The organism is Citrobacter sp. S46_ASV_140, from assembly GCF_018919545.1.
Classification (GTDB): Bacteria; Pseudomonadota; Gammaproteobacteria; order Enterobacterales; family Enterobacteriaceae; genus Citrobacter; species Citrobacter braakii.
On sequence record NZ_JAHLRC010000006.1, the window covers coordinates 54,725 to 79,213 of the forward strand.

At 53.1% G+C, this 24,489-nt stretch carries 21 protein-coding genes; 10 read left to right on the plus strand and 11 right to left on the minus strand.

What is annotated here, in order from left to right:
* Positions 1 to 11: 11 nt before the first annotated feature.
* Entirely contained in the window at positions 12 to 707 is a 696-nt protein-coding gene (gene araD, locus KQJ19_RS03505; RefSeq protein WP_216403349.1) for an L-ribulose-5-phosphate 4-epimerase, read from the plus strand.
* Positions 708 to 751: 44 nt separating this feature from the next.
* Here the strand turns inward: araD and KQJ19_RS03510 are convergent, their stop codons facing one another.
* The gene (locus tag KQJ19_RS03510) at positions 752 to 1,135 is read right to left on the minus strand and encodes a DUF4751 family protein (RefSeq protein ID WP_200080195.1); all 384 of its coding nucleotides are present in this window, start codon (positions 1,133 to 1,135) and stop codon (positions 752 to 754) included.
* Positions 1,136 to 1,735: 600 nt separating this feature from the next.
* Here KQJ19_RS03510 and polB point away from each other — a divergent pair.
* From polB to rluA, 3 genes are all read left to right on the plus strand, one after another.
* Positions 1,736 to 4,087 (plus strand): DNA polymerase II, encoded by a 2,352-nt coding sequence (gene polB / locus KQJ19_RS03515; RefSeq protein ID WP_080859379.1) that lies wholly within the window; start codon positions 1,736 to 1,738, stop codon positions 4,085 to 4,087.
* A 177-nt stretch (positions 4,088 to 4,264) separates the two neighbouring features.
* Complete coding sequence (rapA, locus tag KQJ19_RS03520; protein ID WP_216403350.1) at positions 4,265 to 7,171, plus strand: RNA polymerase-associated protein RapA; 2,907 nt, start codon at positions 4,265 to 4,267, stop codon at positions 7,169 to 7,171.
* An 11-nt stretch (positions 7,172 to 7,182) separates the two neighbouring features.
* Positions 7,183 to 7,842, plus strand: coding sequence for a bifunctional tRNA pseudouridine(32) synthase/23S rRNA pseudouridine(746) synthase RluA (gene rluA / locus KQJ19_RS03525; RefSeq protein WP_200046636.1), 660 nt, complete (start codon positions 7,183 to 7,185; stop codon positions 7,840 to 7,842).
* 94 nt (positions 7,843 to 7,936) lie between these two features.
* Here the strand turns inward: rluA and djlA are convergent, their stop codons facing one another.
* Positions 7,937 to 8,752 carry a co-chaperone DjlA gene (gene djlA / locus KQJ19_RS03530; protein ID WP_005124510.1) on the minus strand — a complete coding sequence of 272 codons (816 nt, stop codon included), beginning with the start codon at positions 8,750 to 8,752 and terminating at the stop codon, positions 7,937 to 7,939.
* 343 nt (positions 8,753 to 9,095) lie between these two features.
* Between djlA and lptD the strand changes: the two genes are divergently transcribed.
* From lptD to apaH, 6 genes are read left to right on the plus strand one after another with little or no spacing between them, the layout of a single operon-like run.
* Positions 9,096 to 11,456: an LPS assembly protein LptD gene (gene lptD / locus KQJ19_RS03535; protein ID WP_153689732.1), complete on the plus strand. Its 2,361-nt coding sequence runs from the start codon at positions 9,096 to 9,098 to the stop codon at positions 11,454 to 11,456.
* 53 nt (positions 11,457 to 11,509) lie between these two features.
* Positions 11,510 to 12,796, plus strand: a complete 1,287-nt coding sequence (surA, locus tag KQJ19_RS03540; RefSeq protein ID WP_103928899.1) for a peptidylprolyl isomerase SurA — start codon at positions 11,510 to 11,512, stop codon at positions 12,794 to 12,796.
* A complete protein-coding gene (pdxA, locus tag KQJ19_RS03545; protein WP_016151664.1) occupies positions 12,796 to 13,788 on the plus strand; it encodes a 4-hydroxythreonine-4-phosphate dehydrogenase PdxA in 993 nt (330 codons plus the stop codon). The genes surA and pdxA overlap by 1 nt, the downstream gene beginning before the upstream one ends.
* Positions 13,781 to 14,602 carry a 16S rRNA (adenine(1518)-N(6)/adenine(1519)-N(6))-dimethyltransferase RsmA gene (gene rsmA, locus KQJ19_RS03550; protein ID WP_003018865.1) on the plus strand — a complete coding sequence of 274 codons (822 nt, stop codon included), beginning with the start codon at positions 13,781 to 13,783 and terminating at the stop codon, positions 14,600 to 14,602. Before pdxA ends, rsmA begins: the two co-directional genes overlap by 8 nt.
* 2 nt (positions 14,603 to 14,604) lie before the next feature.
* Complete coding sequence (gene apaG / locus KQJ19_RS03555) at positions 14,605 to 14,982, plus strand: Co2+/Mg2+ efflux protein ApaG (RefSeq protein WP_003018867.1); 378 nt, start codon at positions 14,605 to 14,607, stop codon at positions 14,980 to 14,982.
* 10 nt (positions 14,983 to 14,992) lie between these two features.
* Positions 14,993 to 15,841: a bis(5'-nucleosyl)-tetraphosphatase (symmetrical) ApaH gene (gene apaH / locus KQJ19_RS03560; RefSeq protein WP_016151663.1), complete on the plus strand. Its 849-nt coding sequence runs from the start codon at positions 14,993 to 14,995 to the stop codon at positions 15,839 to 15,841.
* A 94-nt stretch (positions 15,842 to 15,935) separates the two neighbouring features.
* Here apaH and folA read toward each other — a convergent pair whose 3' ends face one another.
* From folA to KQJ19_RS03605, 9 genes are all read right to left on the minus strand, one after another.
* Positions 15,936 to 16,415: a type 3 dihydrofolate reductase gene (gene folA, locus KQJ19_RS03565; RefSeq protein ID WP_016151662.1), complete on the minus strand. Its 480-nt coding sequence runs from the start codon at positions 16,413 to 16,415 to the stop codon at positions 15,936 to 15,938.
* Between the two features lie 198 nt (positions 16,416 to 16,613).
* Positions 16,614 to 18,476: a glutathione-regulated potassium-efflux system protein KefC gene (kefC, locus tag KQJ19_RS03570; protein WP_216403351.1), complete on the minus strand. Its 1,863-nt coding sequence runs from the start codon at positions 18,474 to 18,476 to the stop codon at positions 16,614 to 16,616.
* The gene (kefF, locus tag KQJ19_RS03575; RefSeq protein ID WP_016151660.1) at positions 18,469 to 18,999 is read right to left on the minus strand and encodes a glutathione-regulated potassium-efflux system oxidoreductase KefF; all 531 of its coding nucleotides are present in this window, start codon (positions 18,997 to 18,999) and stop codon (positions 18,469 to 18,471) included. The genes kefC and kefF overlap by 8 nt, the downstream gene beginning before the upstream one ends.
* 103 nt (positions 19,000 to 19,102) lie before the next feature.
* The gene (locus tag KQJ19_RS03580) at positions 19,103 to 19,336 is read right to left on the minus strand and encodes a YgdI/YgdR family lipoprotein (protein ID WP_003018880.1); all 234 of its coding nucleotides are present in this window, start codon (positions 19,334 to 19,336) and stop codon (positions 19,103 to 19,105) included.
* Between the two features lie 90 nt (positions 19,337 to 19,426).
* On the minus strand, positions 19,427 to 20,770 hold the full coding sequence (locus KQJ19_RS03585) for an MFS transporter (RefSeq protein WP_103848062.1): 1,344 nt from the start codon (positions 20,768 to 20,770) through the stop codon (positions 19,427 to 19,429).
* 109 nt (positions 20,771 to 20,879) lie between these two features.
* Positions 20,880 to 21,167 carry a ferredoxin-like protein FixX gene (fixX, locus tag KQJ19_RS03590; RefSeq protein ID WP_000203736.1) on the minus strand — a complete coding sequence of 96 codons (288 nt, stop codon included), beginning with the start codon at positions 21,165 to 21,167 and terminating at the stop codon, positions 20,880 to 20,882.
* On the minus strand, positions 21,164 to 22,450 hold the full coding sequence (locus KQJ19_RS03595; protein WP_216403352.1) for an FAD-dependent oxidoreductase: 1,287 nt from the start codon (positions 22,448 to 22,450) through the stop codon (positions 21,164 to 21,166). The genes fixX and KQJ19_RS03595 overlap by 4 nt, the downstream gene beginning before the upstream one ends.
* 49 nt (positions 22,451 to 22,499) lie before the next feature.
* A complete protein-coding gene (locus KQJ19_RS03600) occupies positions 22,500 to 23,441 on the minus strand; it encodes an electron transfer flavoprotein subunit alpha/FixB family protein (RefSeq protein ID WP_016155671.1) in 942 nt (313 codons plus the stop codon).
* A gap of 15 nt (positions 23,442 to 23,456) precedes the next feature.
* Entirely contained in the window at positions 23,457 to 24,227 is a 771-nt protein-coding gene (locus KQJ19_RS03605; RefSeq protein ID WP_016155670.1) for an electron transfer flavoprotein FixA, read from the minus strand.
* Positions 24,228 to 24,489 lie beyond the last annotated feature (262 nt).

Below are 24,489 nucleotides of genomic sequence, written 5' to 3' on the forward strand. Positions count from 1 at the left end.
GAGGAATCAACATGTTAGAAGATCTCAAACGTCAGGTGCTGGAAGCCAATCTGGCGTTGCCTAAGCACCACCTGGTTACCTTGACCTGGGGGAACGTGAGTGCCGTCGACCGCGAGCGCGGCGTGTTTGTGATTAAACCATCCGGGGTCGATTACAGCGTTATGACCGCAGAAGATATGGTCGTAGTCAGTATCGCCACCGGTGAGGTTGTAGAAGGTACGAAGAAACCCTCCTCCGATACCCCAACGCACCGTCTGCTGTATCAGGCATTCCCGACCATTGGTGGCATTGTTCATACCCATTCGCGTCATGCGACCATCTGGGCGCAGGCGGGCCAGTCGATTCCAGCCACGGGTACCACTCATGCGGACTATTTCTACGGATCGATTCCCTGCACACGGAAAATGACCGAGGAAGAAATCAACGGCGAATATGAGTGGGAAACCGGTAACGTGATCGTTGAAACCTTTGAGAAACAAGGCATTAACGCTTCGCAGATGCCTGGCGTGCTGGTGCACTCTCACGGTCCGTTTGCCTGGGGAAAAAACGCCGAAGATGCGGTACACAACGCCATCGTGCTGGAAGAAGTCGCCTACATGGGGATCTTCTGTCGCCAGCTCGCGCCGCAATTGCCGGATATGCAGCAAACCCTGTTAGATAAACACTACCTGCGTAAACACGGCGCAAAAGCCTACTACGGCCAGTGAAAACAATCTGAGCGCGCCCGAAATCTCGGTGGCGCGCTCTCTGGTTATTCCTTTATATATTCCGCAAACGCACTTCGATACACACAGTTATTAGCACAAACGTATTTAATCACGTTGTCATAATGTCCCTGCGCCTCTTCACCATCCAGTGAATGAAAGAAAATGTAATCTGTAATCGTTGACTGCCAGCGCTGTCCATTCAACAGATAATTAATCACCGTATCACGATGACCATTTATTCTGTCATGCCCTTGCCAGTGAAAGAAAGCATTCCCACGTTCAATAATCTCAGTACGCCAAATTTGACCTGACCATGTTCTATACTCAATATATTGACTTACTGATTTAATTGTAGGGTTAGATACCTGAGTATTAACAAATAAATAGTGATCATATCCTACCTGTAACGCCTGAGTATAAATATCCATAATAGGCCTCCATAACACTACGCACCCAAGCTATTGATATAAAACACCCGAGCTATCTGATGAATAAAATTATATTCAGCGATAAAAATCAAATTATACAGAGAGATATTCCCGACGAAATCGAACCGAAAATCCGTTTTTATCCAGACAATAGCAAGCCATAAAAATATATTATATTCAACCTGGTAACTCGAGTGTTTGATTAAAATAGTTACACTAACCATGAATAAAAACAAATAAAAAAAAGAACCATTTTTCCTGAACCGAGGGATGAGTAACAAAACCGTACAAGCACGATTCCGAAAATGACATAAAAATCCTGAAACGGACTTCCAATTAATGAAACAAACATAATTACAAAACAATAATAAATAAAAATAGCCATGACAGGCCAATAAAATAATTCAAGGAAGAGTTTTCAATTAAGGCATTCATTTATTAAATACCAACCTCTATCCTGTAACACTTTTACTGCGGAGGGCATTTTACTTTTATTGTCACAATAACTGCCCGCAGCTCTCATTTTTAACTGTACAAAATAACAGTACAATCGTGTAAACCAGGCTATAATAATGCCTGGTTTTTTAATGGATACGCAGCGTGGCGCAGGCAGGCTTTATTTTAACCCGGCACTGGCGGGACACCCCGCAGGGAACTGAGGTCACATTCTGGCTGGCTACAGACGACGGGCCGCTACAGGTCACGCTCGCGCCTCAGGAGTCGGTCGCGTTTATTCCTGTCAGTCAGGTTCCCCGCGTAGCGTCATTATTACGCAATGAAAACGGCTATCGTCTGACGCCGCTGCAATTGCAAGACTTCCACCGCCAGCCCGTTTCCGGCCTGTATTGCCGCTCACATCGCCAGCTCATGCGGCTGGAAAAGCTGCTGCGTGAAAACGCAATTACCGTCTACGAGGCCGACGTGCGTCCGCCGGAACGGTATCTGATGGAGCGTTTTATCACCTCGCCTGTTTGGGTTGAAGGCGACAGACATAACGGTACGCTGGTTAATGCCCGGTTGAAGCCGAACCCTGACTATCGACCGCCGCTGAAATGGGTCTCGCTGGATATCGAAACCACGCGCCACGGCGAACTCTACTGTATCGGCCTTGAAGGCTGTGGGCAGCGTATTGTCTACATGCTCGGTCCGGCAAACGGCGATGCCTCAGCGCTGGATTTTGAACTTGAATATGTCGCAAGCCGCCCGCAGTTACTGGAAAAGCTCAACGACTGGATTGCCCGTCACGATCCTGATGTGGTAATCGGCTGGAACGTCGTGCAATTCGATTTACGCGTCCTGCAAAAGCATGCTGAACGTTACCGCATTCCCCTGCGTTTTGGCCGTGACAATAGCGAGCTGGAGTGGCGCGAACATGGCTTCAAAAACGGCGTATTCTTCGCGCAGGCTAAAGGTCGCCTGATTATCGACGGCATTGAGGCGCTTAAATCCGCATTCTGGAATTTCTCATCCTTTTCGCTGGAAACGGTGTCACAGGAGCTGCTGGGCGAAGGGAAGTCGATAGATAATCCCTGGGACAGGATGGACGAAATAGATCGCCGGTTTGCCCAGGATAAGCCCGCACTCGCCACCTACAATCTCAAAGACTGTGAGCTGGTCACGCGTATTTTTCATAAAACCGAGATCATGCCATTTTTGCTGGAACGATCGACGGTAAACGGCCTGCCGGTCGACCGGCACGGCGGTTCCGTAGCCGCCTTCGGCCATCTCTACCTACCGCGAATGCACCGGGCGGGCTATGTGGCACCGAATCTGGGGGAAGTTCCCGCGCACGCCAGCCCCGGTGGCTACGTGATGGACTCGCGCCCGGGTTTGTACGACTCCGTGCTGGTGCTGGATTACAAAAGCCTGTACCCGTCAATTATTCGTACTTTTTTGATCGATCCAGTGGGACTTATCGAAGGGATGGCACAGCCGGATCGAGAACACAGTACCGAGGGGTTCCTTGACGCCTGGTTCTCACGCGAAAAGCACTGTCTGCCGGAAATTGTTACCCAGATCTGGCATGGGCGTGATGAAGCCAAACGCCGCGGCAATAAGCCGCTCTCACAGGCGCTGAAAATCATCATGAACGCGTTTTACGGCGTGCTTGGCACCACCGCCTGCCGCTTTTTCGACCCGAGGCTGGCTTCGTCTATCACCATGCGCGGTCACGCGATCATGCGTCAGACCAAAGCGCTGATTGAGGCTCAGGGTTACGACGTCATCTATGGCGACACCGACTCCACCTTTGTCTGGCTTAAAAAGGCGCACTCGGAAGACGATGCGGCCCGGATTGGTCGGGAGCTGGTGAGCTATGTCAACAACTGGTGGGCGCAATCGCTGAAGCAGCAAAACCTGACCAGCGCGCTGGAGCTGGAATTTGAAACCCACTTTTGTCGCTTTCTGATGCCGACCATTCGCGGTGCAGATACCGGCAGCAAAAAACGCTACGCCGGAATGATTCAGTCAGGCGCTGAGCAACGCATGGTCTTTAAAGGTCTGGAAACGGTACGCACCGACTGGACGCCGCTGGCCCAGCAGTTTCAGCAGGAGCTGTACCTGCGAATTTTTCGTAACGAGCCTTATCAAGAGTTTGTTCGCGAGACTATCGACCGTCTGATGGCGGGTGAACTGGATGAACACCTGGTGTACCGCAAACGCCTGCGCCGCCCGTTGAGCGAATACCAGCGGAATGTTCCGCCGCACGTTCGCGCCGCACGGCTCGCCGATGAGCAGAACGTCAAACTGGGGCGTCCGCAGCAGTATCAGAATCGTGGCACGATTAAATATGTCTGGACGATAAATGGACCTGAACCTGTTGATTATCAGCTATCTGCACTTGATTACGAGCATTATCTGACCCGCCAGATCCAGCCGGTTGCCGAGGGAATTCTTCCCTTTATTGACGATAATTTTGCTACACTACTCACAGGACAACTGGGGTTATTTTGACGCGTGACGAAACCGCCGCCATCCAGTACCATAGCGCCCTTTCCATTCCTGGACCCATTTAACACCCCTACCACTGATTTATTAGCCTGGTAGCGGGGTCGTATGCTCTCAATAACGGGGACTAGCCCGGAAAATGACGAGTATTGCCTGCAATTAAAGATATAGAGCCGAACATATATGCCTTTTACACTTGGTCAACGCTGGATCAGCGATACAGAAAGCGAATTGGGACTTGGTACTGTTGTCGCCATGGATGCGCGAACTGTCACTTTACTTTTCTCATCGACGGGTGAAAACCGTCTGTATGCGCGCAGTGATTCCCCCGTGACCCGCGTGATGTTCAACCCTGGTGACACGATAACGAGCCATGAAGGCTGGCAACTGCATGTCGATGAAGTAAAAGAAGAAAATGGCCTGCTTGCCTATATCGGAACCCGCCTTGATACCGAAGAAACCGGTGTAACGCTGCGTGAAGTGCTGCTCGACAGCAAACTGGTTTTCAGTAAACCCCAGGATCGCCTGTTTGCCGGCCAGATTGACCGTATGGACCGCTTTGCGCTGCGCTATCGCGCACGTAAATTTCAGAGCGAACAGTACCGTATGCCGTGGAGTGGCTTGCGTGGTCAACGTACCAGCCTGATCCCCCACCAGCTCAACATTGCCCATGATGTCGGCCGTCGTCATGCCCCTCGCGTGTTGCTGGCAGACGAAGTGGGTTTAGGTAAAACCATTGAAGCAGGGATGATCCTGCATCAACAGCTGCTGTCAGGCGCCGCGGAGCGCGTGCTGATCATCGTCCCGGAGACGTTACAACACCAGTGGCTGGTCGAAATGCTGCGTCGTTTCAACCTGCGCTTTGCGCTGTTTGATGATGAGCGTTATGCCGAAGCGCAGCACGATGCCTACAACCCGTTTGAAACCGAACAGTTGGTTATCTGTTCGCTGGACTTTGCCCGTCGCAGTAAACAGCGTCTGGAGCACCTGTGTGATGCTGAATGGGATCTGCTGATTGTCGATGAAGCCCATCACCTGGTGTGGAGCGAAGACGCGCCCAGCCGTGAATATATGGCGGTTGAGCAGTTGGCAGAGCGCGTACCGGGCATCCTGCTGCTGACCGCAACGCCGGAACAGCTGGGCCTGGAAAGCCACTTTGCGCGCCTGCGTCTACTGGATCCAAGCCGCTTCCACGATTTCGCCCAGTTTGTTGAAGAACAGAAAAATTACCGGCCGGTCGCCGACGCCGTCGCCATGTTACTGGCTGGCAACAAGCTGAGTAACAATGAGCTGAACATGTTAGGTGACATGATTGGCGAACAGGACATTGAGCCGTTACTGCAAGCGGCAAACAGCGACAGCGAAGACGCCCAGAGCGCGCGTCAGGAGCTGGTTTCGATGCTGATGGACCGCCACGGCACCAGCCGCGTGCTGTTCCGAAATACCCGTAACGGTGTGAAAGGCTTCCCTAAACGCGAGCTGCATACCATCAAATTGCCGTTGCCAACCCAATACCAGACGGCCATTAAAGTCTCCGGCATTATGGGCGCGCGCAAGAGTGCGGAAGACCGCGCGCGCGACATGCTCTACCCGGAGCAGATTTATCAGGAATTCGAAGGCGACACCGGCACCTGGTGGAACTTTGACCCGCGCGTGGAATGGCTGATGGGCTACCTGACCAGCCACCGCTCGCAAAAAGTTCTGGTCATCTGCGCGAAAGCCACCACTGCGCTTCAGCTGGAGCAGGTTCTGCGCGAGCGCGAAGGTATCCGCGCCGCCGTGTTCCATGAAGGGATGTCGATCATTGAACGTGACCGCGCTGCGGCCTGGTTTAGCGAAGAAGATAGCGGCGCCCAGGTGATGCTGTGCTCTGAAATCGGCTCCGAAGGGCGTAACTTCCAGTTCGCCAGCCATCTGGTGATGTTTGATCTGCCGTTCAATCCGGACCTGCTGGAACAGCGTATTGGCCGTCTGGACCGTATTGGTCAGGTGCATGATATCCAGATCCACGTTCCATACCTGGAAAAAACCGCGCAATCCGTGCTGGTGCGTTGGTACCACGAAGGTCTGGATGCGTTCGAACACACTTGCCCGACCGGACGTACCATCTATGACACAGTATATAACAATCTGATCGGCTACCTGGCTGAGCCAGAAAACACCGATGGCTTTGACGATCTGATCAAAACCTGTCGCGAACAGCATGACGCGCTGAAAGCACAGCTGGAGCAAGGTCGCGATCGCCTGCTGGAGATCCACTCTAACGGCGGCGAAAAAGCGCTGGCGCTGGCTGAGAGTATTGAAGAACAGGACGACGATACCAGCCTGATCGCCTTCGCCATGAACCTGTTTGATATCGTTGGTATTAATCAGGATGACCGTGGCGACAATTTGATCGTACTGACACCGTCCGATCATATGCTGGTGCCGGATTTCCCTGGGCTGCCGGAAGATGGCTGCACCATTACGTTTGAGCGTGATGTTGCCCTGTCGCGTGAAGACGCGCAGTTTATTACCTGGGAGCATCCGCTGATCCGTAATGGTCTGGATCTGATCCTCTCCGGCGACACCGGAAGCAGCACCATTTCTTTGCTGAAAAACAAAGCATTACCAGTCGGTACTCTGCTGGTTGAACTGGTCTACGTCGTTGAAGCGCAAGCGCCAAAACAGCTGCAGTTAAACCGCTTCCTGCCGCCAACCCCGGTACGCATGCTGCTGGACAAAAACGGCAACAACCTTGCCGCGCAGGTTGAATTCGAAACCTTTAACCGTCAGCTCAGCACCGTTAACCGCCACACCGGCAGTAAACTGGTCAACGCCGTTCAGCAGGATGTGCATGCCATTCTGCAACTCGGTGAAGCGCAGGTAGAAAAATCGGCCCGCGCGCTGATCGACGCGGCGCGCAAAGAAGCGGACGAGAAGCTGACGGCTGAACTCTCCCGTCTGGAAGCGCTGCGTGCCGTTAACCCGAACATCCGTGATGACGAACTCAGCGCCATTGAAAGCAATCGTCAGCAGGTGATGGAAAGCCTGGATCAGGCGGGATGGCGTCTGGATGCCCTGCGCCTGATCGTCGTGACGCATCAGTAACGGAGCCTGACATGGGGATGGAAAACTATAATCCGCCGCAGGAACCCTGGCTGGTTATCCTGTATCAGGATGAGCACATTATGGTGGTCAACAAGCCGAGCGGCTTGTTGTCCGTGCCGGGTCGTCTGGATGAACACAAAGACAGCGTGATGACGCGTATTCAGCGCGATTACCCGCAGGCTGAATCCGTACATCGTCTGGATATGGCAACCAGCGGCGTGATTGTAGTGGCGCTAACTAAAGCGGCAGAGCGCGAGCTAAAGCGCCAGTTTCGCGAACGCGAGCCGAAGAAACAGTATGTCGCACGCATCTGGGGACATCCCGCTCCGGCCGAGGGGCTGGTTGATTTACCGCTGATTTGCGACTGGCCGAATCGGCCAAAGCAGAAAGTGTGTTATGAGACCGGAAAATCGGCGCAGACCGAGTATGAAGTGGTGGAGTTTGCGGAAGATAACACCGCCCGGGTCGTGCTCAAACCCATTACTGGACGCTCCCACCAGTTGCGTGTGCATATGCTGGCATTAGGGCATCCGATCCTGGGCGACCGCTTCTACGCCCCGCCACAGGCCCTGGCGTTAGCGCCGCGCCTGCTGCTGCATGCAGAGATGTTAACTATCACGCATCCCGAATACGGCAACAGTATGACGTTTAAAGTTCCGGCAGATTTTTAAACGCAGGACCCATTTAGACCGGGTGCTTCGCTTGCCCGGCCTACATTCATTAACGTAGGCCGGATAAGGCGCTAGCTGCCATCCGGCATAACGATTATTTAAAACCTTTCTGTTCTTTAATTAGCTCGTAAGCTTTTTGAATTTCCTGCGCTTTTTGCTTCGCCATTTCCATCATTTCTGGCGGCAGACCTTTCGCCACCAGTTTGTCCGGATGGTGCTCGCTCATCAGCTTACGGTATGCGCGCTTAATGGTGGTCGCATCATCGGTCGCTTTCACACCCAGCACATTGCAGGCGTCTTCCAGCGTCGGACCGCGTTGCGCCTGCTGCCAGCCACCGCCGCCGGACTGCTGCTGATATCCGCCGCCAAACTGGGCGCCGCCCTGCATCATGCGCAGAAACTGATCAAATTGGGTACGTGAGATCCCCAACTCTTCAGCAATCACATACAGCACTTCACGCTCGTTCGGATGCAACGACCCATCGGCAAAAGCCGCCTGAATCTGAATCTCCAGAAACATGCGGATCAGATCGAAGCGACCAAAACAGACGCTGCGAAACTGACGCATTTTTTCACGTAATGGGTAATTGTCCGATTTTCCCACCCGGAAGGCATGTTGCGCGGCGGTACGCGAGTCGCCGTGCAAATTCATTCGATCCATCAATTGACTGGCGATATGGATATCGGCTTCCGTGACGCGACCTTTGGATTTGGTCAGATGCCCCATCACCTCAAAAGTGGTGGCAAAAAACAGCGCCTGGCGTTCACGCTGGTTGGCAAACCACGCCATTTTGCGCATGCGGGCTTTGTCGAACATGTGGCCAACTAACAGGCCCAGAACCACACCCCAGAAGCCGCCGCCCATCATTAAGGCCACGGCGACACCAATTATCTTTCCCCAATACTGCATAGACTCCCCAAATCTTTCTGCTCTCAGCCAGGATATGTCCCACAATATAAGGTGCTTTTACCGATTTACGGCTGCGGTCAATTGTGGGACATCGCCTATAATTTGCATTATCATACCTGTCATTCTATGCCGTGCCTAACACCACAAACGCTATACCCGTTGGATTTCGAGTTGCAACAAGGCGGCAACGCAGTGACCAATTCGTCTGGAACGAAGATGCAGCTTGAAAGGTGGCGGGATAAAATGGGCAGGATTAATACTAGCGAAGTGAAGATGAGATAAGTTAGGCTGTGACCGTTTGTCACGCGCGACGCTACTGATGATGGAACAATAAATACAACGTATGAAAAAACGTATTCCCACTCTTCTGGCCACCATGATTGCCAGCGCCCTCTATAGCCATCAGGGTCTGGCAGCCGATCTCGCCTCACAGTGTATGCTGGGCGTGCCAAGCTATGACCGTCCTCTGGTACAGGGCGAGACTAATGAATTACCCGTCACCATCACTGCTGACAACGCGAAAGGGAATTACCCGGATGACGCGGTGTTTACCGGCAATGTGGACATCGCACAGGGTAACAGCCGCCTGCAGGCCGACGAAGTGCAGCTTCATCAGAAGCAGGCAGAAGGCCAGCCGGAGCCAGTTCGTACCGTCGATGCGCTGGGCAATGTCCATTATGATGACAATCAGGTTATTCTGAAGGGGCCGAAGGGTTGGTCTAATCTGAATACCAAAGATACCAACATCTGGGAAGGTGATTATCAGATGGTAGGCCGTCAGGGGCGCGGAAAAGCCGATCTGATGAAGCAGCGTGGGGAAAACCGCTATACCATTCTGGAAAACGGTAGCTTCACCTCCTGTCTGCCAGGTTCCAATACCTGGAGCGTCGTCGGTAGCGAAGTCATTCACGACCGTGAAGAACAGGTCGCAGAGATCTGGAACGCCCGTTTTAAACTGGGTCCGGTTCCGGTCTTTTACAGTCCTTATTTACAGTTACCCGTCGGCGATAAGCGTCGCTCTGGTTTCCTGATCCCGAACGCAAAATACTCTACCAATAACTATTTTGAGTTCTATCTCCCGTATTATTGGAACATTGCGCCCAATATGGACGCCACCATCACGCCGCATTATATGCACCGTCGTGGCGGTATCATGTGGGAGAACGAATTCCGCTACCTCACCCAGGCGGGTGCAGGTCTGATGGAGTTCGACTATCTGAATTCCGATAAAGTGTACGAGGATGAACATCCGAAGGATGACAATTCCCGCCGCTGGCTGTTCTACTGGCAACACTCTGGTGTGATGGATCAGGTGTGGCGTTTCAACGTTGACTACACCAAGGTCAGCGACACCAGCTACTTTAACGACTTTGACAACAAGTACGGTTCCAGTACCGACGGCTACGCCACGCAAAAATTCAGCGTCGGCTATGCGGTACAAAACTTTGACGCGACGGTTTCGACCAAGCAGTTCCAGGTCTTCGACGCACAAAACAGTAACAGTTACTCTGCGCAGCCGCAGTTAGACGTCAACTACTACCAGAATGATGTGGGTCCGTTTGACACCCGGATTTATGGTCAGGCAGTCCATTTCGTTAATACCAACGACAACATGCCGGAAGCAACGCGTGTTCACCTCGAACCGACCATCAACCTGCCATTGTCGAATAACTGGGGAAGTATCAATACCGAAGCGAAGCTGCTGGCAACGCACTATCAGCAAACTAACCTGGATTGGTACAACAACAACCCGAGTAACGTTAACAAGCTCGATGATTCCGCCAACCGCGTCATGCCGCAGCTTAAAGTTGACGGCAAGATGATCTTCGAGCGCGACATGAACATGTTGGCGCCGGGCTATACCCAAACGCTGGAGCCCCGTGCTCAGTACCTGTATGTACCGTATCGCGACCAAAGTCATATCTATAACTATGACTCGTCCCTGCTGCAATCTGACTACAGCGGCCTGTTCCGCGATCGTACCTATGGCGGTCTGGACCGCATCGCGTCTGCCAACCAGGTCACGACCGGGGTCACATCTCGTGTTTATGATGACGCGGCCGTTGAACGTTTTAATATTTCTGTGGGTCAAATCTACTATTTCACCGAGTCTCGCACCGGCGATGACAACATTAAATGGGAGAATGACGACAAAACGGGCTCACTGGTATGGGCTGGCGACACCTACTGGCGCATCTCCGATCGCTGGGGTTTACGCAGTGGGATCCAGTACGACACGCGTCTGGACAGCGTTGCAACCAGCAGCAGCAGTATCGAATACCGCCGCGACGAAAACCGTATGCTGCAGCTGAACTACCGTTATGCCAGCTCTGAATATATCCAGGCAACCCTGCCGTCTTACTACTCTACAGCAGAGCAGTATAAAAACGGGATTTCACAGGTGGGTGCGGTAGCAAGCTTCCCGATCGCCGACCGCTGGTCGATTGTCGGGGCTTACTACTTTGATACCAACGTGAACAAAGAAGCGGATTCCATGCTGGGTCTGCAGTACAACTCCTGCTGTTACGCCATTCGCTTCGGCTACGAACGTAAGCTGAACGGCTGGGATGACACTCAGAAACATGCAGTTTATGACAACACGATCGGCTTTAATATCGAACTACGCGGCCTGAGTTCTAACTACGGTCTCGGCACCAACCAAATGTTGCGTTCTAACATTTTGCCGTATCAAAGCTCTTTATGATCTGATTGATTTACAACGTAATCCGCTTTGCGGTTAATTGAAATGGAAAAAGTATGAAGAACTGGAAAACGCTGCTTCTCGGTATCGCCATGATCGCGAATACCAGTTTCGCTGCCCCACAGGTAGTCGATAAAGTCGCAGCCGTCGTCAATAACGGCGTCGTTCTGGAAAGCGACGTCGATGGCTTAATGCAGTCAGTAAAACTTAATGCGGGTCAGGCTGGTCAACAGTTACCGGACGACGCCACGCTGCGTCATCAGATCCTGGAACGTTTGATCATGGATCAAATCCTCCTGCAGATGGGTCAGAAGATGGGTGTTAAAATCTCTGACGAGCAACTGGATCAGGCGATTGCCAACATCGCCAAGCAAAACAATATGACGCTGGATCAGATGCGCAGCCGTCTGGCACAGGATGGCTTAAGCTATTCGACCTATCGTAGTCAGATCCGCAAAGAGATGACCATCTCTGAAGTGCGTAACAACGAAGTTCGCCGTCGCGTTACTATCCTGCCTCAGGAAGTGGATGCCCTGGCGCAGCAGGTCGGCAACCAAAACGATGCCAGCACCGAGCTGAACCTGAGTCACATTCTGATCCCATTACCAGAAAACCCAACTTCTGACCAGGTTAACGCGGCTGAAAGTCAGGCGCGCTCTGTTGTTGATGAAGCGCGTAACGGTAGCGATTTCGGCAAACTGGCTATCACCTATTCCGCCGACCAGCAGGCGCTGAAAGGCGGCCAGATGGGTTGGGGACGTATTCAGGAGCTGCCGGGCATCTTTGCCCAGGCGCTAAGCACCGCGAAAAAAGGCGATATCATTGGCCCAATTCGTTCTGGTGTCGGCTTCCACATCCTGAAAGTCAACGATATGCGTGGTCAAAGCCAGAGCATCTCCGTGACTGAAGTTCATGCCCGCCATATTCTGCTCAAGCCATCGCCGATCATGACCGATCAACAGGCGCGTCTGAAGCTGGAACAAATCGCAGCTGATATTAAGAGCGGTAAAACAACCTTCGCGGCAGCGGCTAAAGAGTTTTCTCAGGATCCGGGTTCTGCCAACCAGGGCGGCGATCTGGGCTGGGCTGCAGCGGATATTTTCGATCCCGCTTTCCGCGATGCGCTGACCAAACTTCAGAAAGGCCAGATGAGTACCCCGGTGCACTCCTCTTTCGGGTGGCATCTGATCGAGCTGCTGGACACGCGTAACGTTGATAAAACTGACGCGGCGCAGAAAGACAGAGCTTATCGTATGCTGATGAACCGTAAATTCTCGGAAGAAGCTGCGACCTGGATGCAGGAACAGCGCGCCAGCGCCTACGTTAAAGTTCTGAGCAACTAATGACTCGTATTCAACGCGTTGTGATCACTCCCGGCGAACCCGCCGGGATTGGCCCGGACCTGGTGGTTCAGCTCGCCCAGCGTGAGTGGCCTGTAGAACTCGTTGTCTGTGCGGATGCCGCACTCCTCAGTGACCGGGCAGCAATGCTCGGTTTACCGCTTTCACTCCTCCCATACTCTCCAGATACCCCAGCCAGACCGCAATCAGCAGGTACGTTGACGCTGTTGCCGATTGCTCTGCGGGCGCCTGTTATCGCGGGTCAGTTGGCGGTAGAGAACGGACAATATGTGGTGGATACGCTGGCTCGCGCCTGCGATGGTTGTCTGCAAGGTGAGTTTGCGGCGCTGATTACCGGTCCGGTACACAAGGGCGTAATCAATGACGCAGGCGTCCCGTTTACCGGACATACCGAGTTTTTTGAAGAGCGCTCACAGGCGAAGAAAGTCGTCATGATGCTGGCGACTGAAGCGCTGCGCGTTGCCCTGGCAACCACTCATTTGCCGCTCAGAGCCGTTGCCGACGCCATTACGCCTGCTCTGCTTAAGGAAGTGATCGGTATTTTGCATCATGATTTGCGCACCAAGTTTGGCATTGCCGATCCGCATATTCTGGTGTGCGGTCTTAACCCGCATGCCGGTGAAGGTGGTCATATGGGAACGGAAGAGATAGACACCCTCATTCCGGTCCTTGATGAACTGCGTGCGCAGGGGATGAAATTAAACGGCCCGCTGCCCGCAGATACGCTGTTTCAGCCCAAATATCTCGACCACGCGGATGCCGTGCTGGCAATGTACCACGATCAGGGTCTCCCCGTGCTAAAATACCAGGGATTTGGTCGCGGTGTGAATATCACGCTGGGCCTGCCCTTTATTCGCACATCCGTCGATCACGGCACCGCGCTTGAACTTGCGGGTCGTGGGCAAGCAGATGTCGGCAGTTTTATTACGGCGCTTAATCTCGCCATCAAAATGATTGTTAATACCAATGAATAATCGAGTCCATCAGGGCCACTTAGCCCGTAAACGTTTCGGGCAAAACTTCCTCAACGATCAGTTTGTGATCGAAAGTATTGTCTCTGCTATCAACCCGCAGAAAGGTCAGGCTATGGTCGAAATCGGCCCGGGCCTGGCAGCGTTGACCGAACCTGTAGGCGAACGCCTGGACAAGCTCACGGTCATTGAGCTGGACCGCGATCTTGCCGCCCGCCTGCAAACACACCCGTTTTTAGGGCCGAAGCTGACGATTTATCAGCAAGATGCCATGACCATGAACTTCGGCGAACTCGCACAAACGATGGGTCAGCCGCTGCGCGTATTCGGCAACCTGCCGTATAACATCTCCACGCCGCTCATGTTCCATCTTTTTTCCTATACTGATGCCATCGCCGACATGCATTTCATGTTGCAAAAAGAGGTGGTTAACCGTCTGGTTGCAGGGCCAAACAGTAAAGCGTATGGTCGATTAAGCGTCATGGCGCAGTATTACTGCAATGTGATCCCGGTACTTGAAGTGCCGCCATCCGCATTTACGCCTGCGCCTAAAGTCGATTCCGCCGTGGTGCGTCTGGTCCCTCACGCGACAATGCCGTACCCCGTTAAAGATGTTCGTGTGCTGAGCCGTATTACCACTGAAGCGTTTAATCAGCGTCGCAAAACGGTACGTAATAGTCTCGGCAACCTGTTTAGCGTTGAAGTACTGACAGAGCTGGGCGTTGATCCGGCGATGCGAGCGGAAAATATCTCTGTCGCGCAATACTGCCGGATGGCTAACTATCTGTCAGAAAACGCGCCATCGAAGGAGAGTTAAACATGATCAATTCGCCCCGAGTGTGCATTCAGGTACAAAGCGTCTACATTGAGGCGCAATCCTCACCTGATGATGAACGTTACGTTTTTGCTTATACCGTGACTATCCGCAATTTGGGGCGAGCGCCTGTGCAGCTGTTGGGGCGTTATTGGTTGATCACCAATGGTCATGGCCGTGAAACCGAAGTTCAGGGCGAAGGCGTGGTTGGCGTTCAGCCCCACATCGAACCTGGCGAAGAGTACCAGTACACCAGCGGTGCGGTGATTGAAACACCGCTGGGCACCATGCAGGGTCATTACGAAATGATCGATGAGCAAGGGATCGCCTTTACCATCGACATTCCCGTGTTCCGACTCGCCGTTCCTACACTCATTCATTAAAACAATAGCTATGGCAACATACCTCATTGGCGACGTTCACGGTTGTTACGATGAACTGGTAGCCTTGCTGCACCAGGTTGACTTTAATCCAGAACAAGACACCTTATGGCTCACCGGCGATCTGGTCGCGCGTGGGCCAGGGTCGTTAGACGTTTTGCGCTACGTTAAATCGCTGGGCGACAGCGTGCGGTTAGTCCTCGGTAATCACGATTTACACCTGCTGGCCGTGTTTGCTGGCATCAGCCGTAATAAACCGAAAGACCGGCTCACGCCGCTGCTTGAGGCACCGGATGCTGACACGCTGCTTAACTGGCTACGTCGTCAGCCGCTGTTGCAGGTTGATGAAGAGAAGAAACTGGTCATGGCGCATGCAGGGATTACCCCACAGTGGGATCTGCAGACGGCGAAGGACTGTGCTCGCGATGTTGAAGCCGTGCTGTCGAGCGACTCTTATCCATTCTTCCTTGATGCCATGTACGGCGACATGCCAAATAACTGGACCCCGGAGCTGACGGGGCTGGCGCGCCTGCGTTTTATTACCAACGCGTTTACCCGCATGCGTTACTGCTTCCCCAACGGTCAGTTGGACATGTACAGCAAAGAGTCGCCAGAAGATGCGCCTGCCCCGCTGAAGCCGTGGTTTGCCATTCCTGGACCGGTCAGTGAAGCCTATAGCATTGCATTCGGGCACTGGGCATCGCTGGAGGGCAAAGGTACGCCAGAAGGTATTTACGCGTTAGATACGGGGTGTTGCTGGGGCGGGGATCTCACCTGTCTGCGCTGGGAAGACAAACAGTACTTTGTACAGCCATCAAATCGCCATCTGAATCTGGATCCCGGCGAGGCCGTCAACGCCTGATAGTCGTCTGCCGGATGGCGGTGCTTACACCTTATCCGGCAAACGAATGTGCAATCTGTAGGCCTGATTAGCGCAACGCCATCAGGCATCCACATTAACGACGTTCCAAAATCTCGAAGCAGTAGCTGTGGGAGTTTTGCGCGTCAGCATCGTGGAATTCACTGAACACCGATTCCCAGTCATCCGGTTCGTAGTCCGGGAAATGCGTATCCCCTTCAACTTCCGCATCAATGTGTGTCAGATACAGTTTCTGCGCTTTCGGCAGGAACTGCTCATACACACGCCCACCGCCAATAACCATGATTTCAGGTTCATCGCCACAGGCCGCGATCGCTTCCTCAACAGACTTCACCCACTGCACGCGATCGTCGGTGCCAGGCTTGCTGCTGATGACGATATTTTTGCGCCCTGGCAACGGTCGCCCGATGGATTCCCACGTGTGGCGTCCCATGACAACCGGCTTGTTTAAGGTATTACGTTTAAACCAGGCGAGATCGGCAGGTAGGTTCCATGGCATGGCATTTTCCATACCGATGACGCGATCTACCGCTAACGCCGCAATCAGACTGATCATTGAATGTTTCCCGGATACAAAAAAATTGTCGCCACTATACGGAAAGCGCAATCTTTCGTCGACTGGCGGAAAGAGGATGAGCATGAAAATTTTCCGTTCTGCTGGCGAACCGACCTATTTAAGGTGGTACGCCAGCATTACAGTAGTTCAAAAACAGCCAATTAGCAGTAAAGTTTGCAGAACATCACATTTTTTACCCTATGCTGACGGTTTCACTTCCGGCTCATCGGCGACGTCGCCCGTATGCTTACCTTCATCCGTGCCTTGCCAGCCATGGCGTTGAATTAATGATAAGTGCTGACGATCTTCCGCAATAATTTCACTCAGCATTTCGCTGGTGCGTTTATATACCGCCGCGCGGGACGTTGCGTCATTTTCTCCTTTCACCATCTCCTCAACCATCAGCGTGTTGAAGCGGCGGAATACATCGGCCCGCTCACGCGCTTCATAGCGTCCAAGCCCAAGACCTTCCAGTGCCAGACGTCCGGTCTTCAGCGCGCCCTCAAAGGTTTCACGTTCCGGCATCTCCACGCCAGCCTGGCGCAGGCGAATGTAATGATCCACGTCGCGCGCACGGGCAATAATTTGCAGATGCGGGAAATACTGTTTCACCATTTCGGTCAGCTGCAGGCTGGTTTGCGGATCATCAATAGCGTTAATAATAACTTCAGCTTTAGCCGCCCCGGCAGACTCCAGCAGATCCATCCGCGTCGCATCGCCATAGAAAACCTTCATGCCGAATTTACGCAGCGTTTCGATATGGTCCGGGTCATGATCAAGAACCACCATTTTGACCCCGCTCGACAACAACAGACGACCGGTTATCTGACCAAATCGCCCAAACCCGGCGATGATCACCCGAGGTTGTTCCTCGTCGATTTCATCTGCTTCCCGCTCTTCACCGGTCGCCGATTTTTCCAGACGCGTCAGAATTACCAGTAAAATCGGCGTCGCCGCCATCGACAGCGCCACCGCCAGCGTCAGAGATTTCGCCCAATCAGGATCAAGCACGTTTGCCATTTGCGCTGCGCCAAACACCACGAAGGCAAACTCACTGCCCTGCCCTAATAACACGGCAAACCATCTGCGCTGCTTGTTCGGCACCTGTAAGGGTTTCGCTATCAGCCACAGCATGACGGTTTTGATAACCAGGAAACCGACCAACAGAATGATAATGCGCAAGGGATTATCAATCAGCGTACCAAAGTCGATAGACATCCCGACGCCGATGAAAAACAGTCCCAGCAGCAGCCCTTTAAATGGCTCGATATCGCTTTCCAGCGCGTGACGATACTCAGAGCTTGCCAGCAGCACGCCAGCCAGGAACGCCCCCATCGCCATCGACAGTCCAACCTCTTCCAACAGCAGACCGAAGCCAAAAACGAGGAACAGCGCAACGGCACTGAATACTTCCCGCAGGCCAGAACGAGCGACAAAACGCAAGGCCGGACGCGTCACATAACGCCCCAGCAACACCACCAGCACCAGGGCGCTCGCCACTTTAAGGGCGGAGAGCGCAAACGCCCCAAGCGTTGTCGATGCGCCGCTCGCCGCAAGTAATGGGATCATCGCCACCAGAGGAATAGCGGCGATATCCTGGAACAACAGCACGGCAAACGCGCTGCGTCCCATTTGCGAAACCATCAGGTTTCGCTCATTCATTGCCTGCATAGCAATAGCCGTGGAGGAAAGCGCCAGCGTCATGCCGATCAGTTCCGCTACCTGCCAGCGCAGGCCGAGGAACATACAGAACAAACCAATCAGACCGCCGCAAACCACCATCTGCAGCGCACCACCACCGAACACCGAGGCCCGCAGTTTCCACAAACGTTGCGGATCCAGCTCCAGACCGATGACAAACAGCATCAATACCACGCCGATCTCGGCAAAATGCAGGATTGATTCAGCGTCGGTCACCATCCTCAGGCCCCAGGATCCAATAATGCACCCTGCGATGAGATACCCCAGCACTGACCCTAGCCCCAGTCGCACGGCAATGGGGACAATCAGCGCCGCCGATCCGAGATAAATCAGCGCCTGTATTAGCGTATGGTTATCCATGATGAACCTCCTGCCACTCCAACAGACGCTGTTTGTAATGACGCGCCTGCGCCTGCAGAGTTTCATCATCACAGATAAACGTACAGTGCATCGCAAACGGCGGCAGCCATTTGAGGCCACAGTAGAGCGCCGTTGCCTGTAAGGGCTGGGAAAGCACATCAAATCCGGGATGGGAGCCAATATCAAAGTGGTTTTCGCCGCCGCCGGTCGTCACTGCCCACAGCAGATGTTTACCGTGGAGCGCAGTCCCGCCGTGGCCATATGCCCAACCGTGCGAAAGGACCTTATCCATCCACAGCTTGAGTAAGGGAGGTGTGCTATACCATTGCATAGGATGCTGCCAGATAATCAAATCAGCGCGCGCCAGCGCATCCTGTTCAGCGGCAATATCGATATTGAAGTCGGGGTAGAGCTGGTAGAGCGAGCGGATCTCCACGCCCTCCAGCATCCTTGCCTGTTCAAGCATCCGCTTATTCGCATGCGAGTGCTGCGGATAGGGATGCGCATAAATGATGAGGATCATGATTAGCCTGTTTCACTGCATTATTGTAATAACAGTGAGTTTAGTCAGTTAATCCGCAGGCTAACAGTCAATATTATTGAGTGGTTGAATGGAGAAAACTGAACTAGTTATCCAGTTCGCTCATATCTTTAACCTGATCGCGGTTAATTTGTTCCGTCTTACCCGTTTGCGCATTTTTGTACGACACCAGGCCTGTATCATCATCAACTTGCGGTTTGCCGTCGGTCACGATTGTTTTGCCATCGGTCGTTTTAACCGCCTGGTTCGAGGAGCAACCGGCTACGGTGAACAGTGCTGCTGCGGTAAAAATAGAGGTGATCAGAATATGTTTTTGCATGGTGTTCTCCCTGCTTTTCAGTCGTTTTCAGTGATATACCCGTTAACTGTAGGCTAACTGACTGAGTTGCAGGGAAAATACAGAACACTCCTAATAACCCGCCTTGGTCACGGGCTTACTGCGGATCGTCATTTGGCTGGTTTGCGCCAGCGTCAGACCTCGCGTTTCCGGGGCGAAAGCGATGGACACGAGCAGGCCGATCAGCGAAATTCCCGCCCCCATCAACATGACATTACTGATCCCGTATTTGGTGATGAACACTGGCAGCGCCCAGGTTGAAACAATGGTGCCGATACGGCTTAAGGACATAATCACCCCGACGGCAGACGCACGAATATCAGTGGGAAACAGTTCGTTAGGGTATAGCCATTGCAGGTTTCCTGGTCCCCCAGAGAAAAACGCGTATACGGCAAACGCCAGCACCACCAGCCACGCGCCCATATCAGGGATTAACCCCAGCACGGCCAGCGCCAGCGTCATCATAATGAAGCTGCCAATTAACAGCGGTCGTCGGCCCGCGCTATTGAGCCAGAACATGGGAGGAATGCATCCCAACATAAAGCACAAGCTGATTACCACATTTCCCAACGCGGCGCTTTTCCCGGCACCAAGCCCCAGCAGCCCCACAATCTGCGGACCAAAGGTATAAATGGCAAACATCGGGATCACCTGACAAGTCCAGATAGCGGCGACAAACAGTACAAACGGGAAATGACGGCGATTAAATAGCTGAAGAAAGCGCGTCTCCTGCGGCGCTTCTTCGTCGAACACCACCGGTTCGCCGAACAGTTTGATCATCATCTCCTCACACTCTTTCACCCGACCTTTACGCAGCAGCCAGCGCGGCGATTCAGGAAGATCGAAACGCCCAATCAGGATCAAAATGCAGGGGATCACCGCGCTGCCCAACATCCAGCGCCATCCGCCCTCAACATCATACAACCAGTAGCCGACCAGATCGGCACAGGTGGCGCCGACATACCACATAGCGGCGATAAAACCGATGGAGAAAGCGCGCTGGCGGGTATTGGAGAACTCGGTGATCATCGAGGTGGCGATCGGGTAGTCGGCACCAATCACAATGCCGATCAGCACGCGCATTACCAACAACTCAACGGGCGAGGAGACAAACATGGTTGCCGCCGATATCACGCCAATGGCGATAATATCGATAATGAACATTTTGCGCCGCCCGACCTTGTCGGAAATGTAGCCAAACAGCGACGTTCCCACAAACAGACCCGCGAGCGTACCGGCGCCCAGCAGACCAATCCACTGCGCATCCAGTTTCAATGCTGGCGTGAGCTGTTCCAGTGCCACGCCAATCATCACCAGCACATAACCATCCAGAAACGGCCCACCGCTTCCCCACAGCATTATCCGGCGGTGAATAGAGGTGAATTTGATGTCATCAAAGTTCCTGGGCTGCTGCATGGTTATGTCCTGTTTTATTTTAACTTAATGCCTGATGACGTTACGCTTATCAGGCCTACGCATTGTTCCTGTAGGCCGGATAAGGCGAAGCCGCCATCCGGCACCAGGTTTAGCCGTAGCGGAACTCCACGCCAAACGTCCCACGCGGGTATTCCCATTTTTCCAGCGCTGTATCCAGTCCTAGAATGCGGCACGTTCCGCATTCCAGGCATCCGGCATAATCAAAACGTACGCTACCGTCATCCTGCTTTTTATACAGGCCAGCCGGACAGGCCTTAATCAGCACCTCCAGCGCCTGTTTATCAGGATCGGTTTTGAGAATGATATGCGGACTGTCTTCATCCACATTGAACTTATTGACGCCCAGTTTGACGTCCACGTTGACGGGAGATGTCATAATACGGTCACTCCTTTCAGGCCATCTTTCATCAGGTTGATGAAGCCCACTTTCTTCGCATGGCGCAGGATTTTTTTACGCATTGGCACCGGTGCCGAACCATCCACGGTGAACAGGTCGCGCGCAATGCTGACCGCCATTTCCGGATAAGCGGTAAACATGCGTGGGTTATCAAGAAAAGCGGGTAGCTTCTGATACATGCGCATATCGCGCATCGGGCCTTCGTCCAGATGCTGACGGTATTCCCCCAGCGACTGCTTGCTAAAATCGTCGCGCTTCATTGCGGAAAGCACCGTTTTCGCCGCCGCTTCACCTGCGGATATGGCGAGATCCATACCGCGAATGGTAAAGCCGAGGTTCATACACATTCCGGCAGCGTCACCAGCAATCAATACGCCGTCCCCCACCAGTTCTGGCTGCATGTTAATACCGGCTTCCGGTACGACGTGCGCGGCATATTCCACCAGCTTGCCACCGGCGATCAGCGGGGCAACCGCCGGATGCTGTTTGAAATCTTCCAGCATTTGCGGAACCGATTTTTTCGCATCTTTCAGATGATGAAGGCCGCAGACCAGTCCCAGAGAAAGGGTCGTTTCATTCGTATAGAGAAAGCCACCCCCCATCAACCCATCGGTGGGCGATCCGGCAAACAGACAGGCAGCCCCTTCGTTCCCTTGTAACTGGAAACGATCTTCAATTACCGATTTCGGCAACTCGATCAGCTCTTTTACGCCGACGGCAACATGCGATGCCTCGACGCGCTTTGCCATACCCAACTTTTCAGCCAACAGAGAATTCACTCCGTCGGCAAGGATCACCACTTTGGCTTCCAGAATATCGCCATCGGCTTCCACGCCCACGACTTTGCCCTCGCGCTGCACAACGTTATCCACGCGGATACCGGTGATGAGCTGAGCGCCCGCCTCTTCGGCCTGTTCCATCAGCCAGGCGTCAAATTTACTGCGTAAGACAGAGTAAGAAACCTGCGACGATTTGGCGTCTTCGCCGTTGCAATAGTCGATGGTCATCGCCCCTTTGTCGGTCATAAAGGCGAGTTTTTCGTGGGTGATGATGCGTTCAATGGGGGCCCGCTCAGCAAAGCCGGGAATGATGTTCTCCAGGCTATGCGCATACATGCGCCCACCGGTGACATTCTTCGCGCCAGCAGAATTGCCGCGCTCGATAACCAGCACCTGTGCGCCCTCCCGAGCCAGCACCAGCGCCGCAACCGAACCCGCCAGACCTGCACCCACGATGATGGCATCAAAGATATCTTCGGACATACGTACTCCTGTCAGCGGCAGGACACCTTCGCATCCTGCCCGAAATGGTTTAACGCGCTAAAGCAGCCGTCAGCGCAGGCAGGATCTTCAGCGCATCGCCAACGATGCCAAAATCCGCATACTGGAAGATCGGCGCATTTTTATCTTTGTTGATGGCGAAAATCGTCTGCGCGCCGTTGGCGCCGACCATATGTTGGATCTGCCCGGATATCCCCACGGCCAGATACAGTTCAGGCTTGAGCATCAGGTTGGAGATGCCGACGTAGCGTTCGTGCTCCATCCACTTCTCGTTTTCCGCCACCGGACGGGAGCACGCCAGCTCGGCACCAATCGTTTGGCACAGCGCCTCCGCCAGCGAGATATTTTCTTTGCTGCCGATCCCGCGTCCCACGCTAACCACCAGACGGGCTTTGTCGAGGTCGACGCTGTTGCTCTGACGTGCCTGAGTTGCCGTACGAGTAACGGCTACAGCCGGAGCCTGCCATGACACACTGTGCACCTCGCCGCTGCGGGCGGTATCCGGTTGCTGCGCGTCAAACGTTCCACTGCTGAGCGTTATCACGGCGAACGGTGAAGCGATTGTTTCTGCCCCCATCGCCAGGCCGCCGTAGACCATATGTTTTACCGCCGCTTTTCCGTCCTGCACGGCGACTGCACTGGCGTCATTTGAGACCGCTGCCGACAAGCGAAAACCCAGTTTTGCCGCTAACAGCTTGCCGCGACGCGTATTCGGCAGCAGCACCGCCCCGCCCTCGCTGTGCTGACGAATAGTTTCGGCCATCACATCAGCGTAGTCTTCGACCATACGGTCTTCTGGTTTACCGCTGAGTAACCAGACATCATCTGCGCCTAAATGGCATGCCGTCGCGCAGTCCGCTTCACTCAGCACAAACGTGTTAACTTTTTCACCTAAAGCCTGCGCACCATTCATCAGTTCCGGCAGACGAGAAGGGGTATCGCTGAATACCCAGATACTGGAAAATTTGTTCATAACATCCCCTGATAATTAAATGATTTTGCGAAGATTCTCGACAAACGCGGCAATCTGTTCTTCACCGTCACCTTCAATTACAACGCGCTGACGCTCGCGCTGCTTCGGTGCAGCAACGTGTTGTTCGGAATATGCCTGCGCGCTGTTCAGGCCAATGTCTGCCGGCGACCAGACCTGAACCGGTTTTTTCGCCGCGCCAAGAATGGCTTTCATGGAAGGGATTTGTGGGGTGTTGATGTCCGTTGAGACCGCGATCACCGCCGGAAGCGGAATGCTCAGAGTTTCGACTTCATCTTCAAGTTCACGCTCTACCGTCAAAGTGCTGTCAGTAAGAGAGAGGATTTTACTCACGCCGTTAATCGCCGGAACGTTCAGCGCTTCGCCCACCAGCAGACCAACCTGCTGAGCATAAAGATCGGAAGAACCGTCACCGCAAATAAGCAGATCGAAACCTGCTTTTTGCGCGGCGGCTGCCAGCGCGCTGGCAGTTTGTTGCGGCAGCGCCTGCTCAAATTGATCGTCAATAACAACAATCAGTTCATCTGGGCCACGGGAAAGCACATCTTTTCGCCCTTTTGCATTGGTCAGCGCTTTGCCGCCGACGCTCATGGCCACAACCAGGGCCTCTCCTGACTGTTGTTTCAACTGACAAGCCGCTTCGATCGCATTCAGATCATACTGGCTTATTTTGCCATCCGCTTTGCTGAAATCGAGTGAACCATCAGCATTATTAATCGCAATATCCTGTTCATCAGGTACGCATTTGTAGCAAGTAATTATCTTCATTGCATCTCCAGAAATCATGAAGGAAACGTATTTATATCGGCAGTGTTAAATACAGATATCACGCTCTTTAATTCGGAAATAAAACCTTAATCACCAATATTGAAAATGTCACACATTGAAATTCGTAACTTTCAATAGTGTTATGCACCTCACCAATATTGAAAGAATCACGTCAAATATGAAAATTTTCAATATTGTCTGCGGGTTCAACAATATTGAACGCCAGCCACTTAAAAAAGTTAAAAAACCACATTCAACTAAT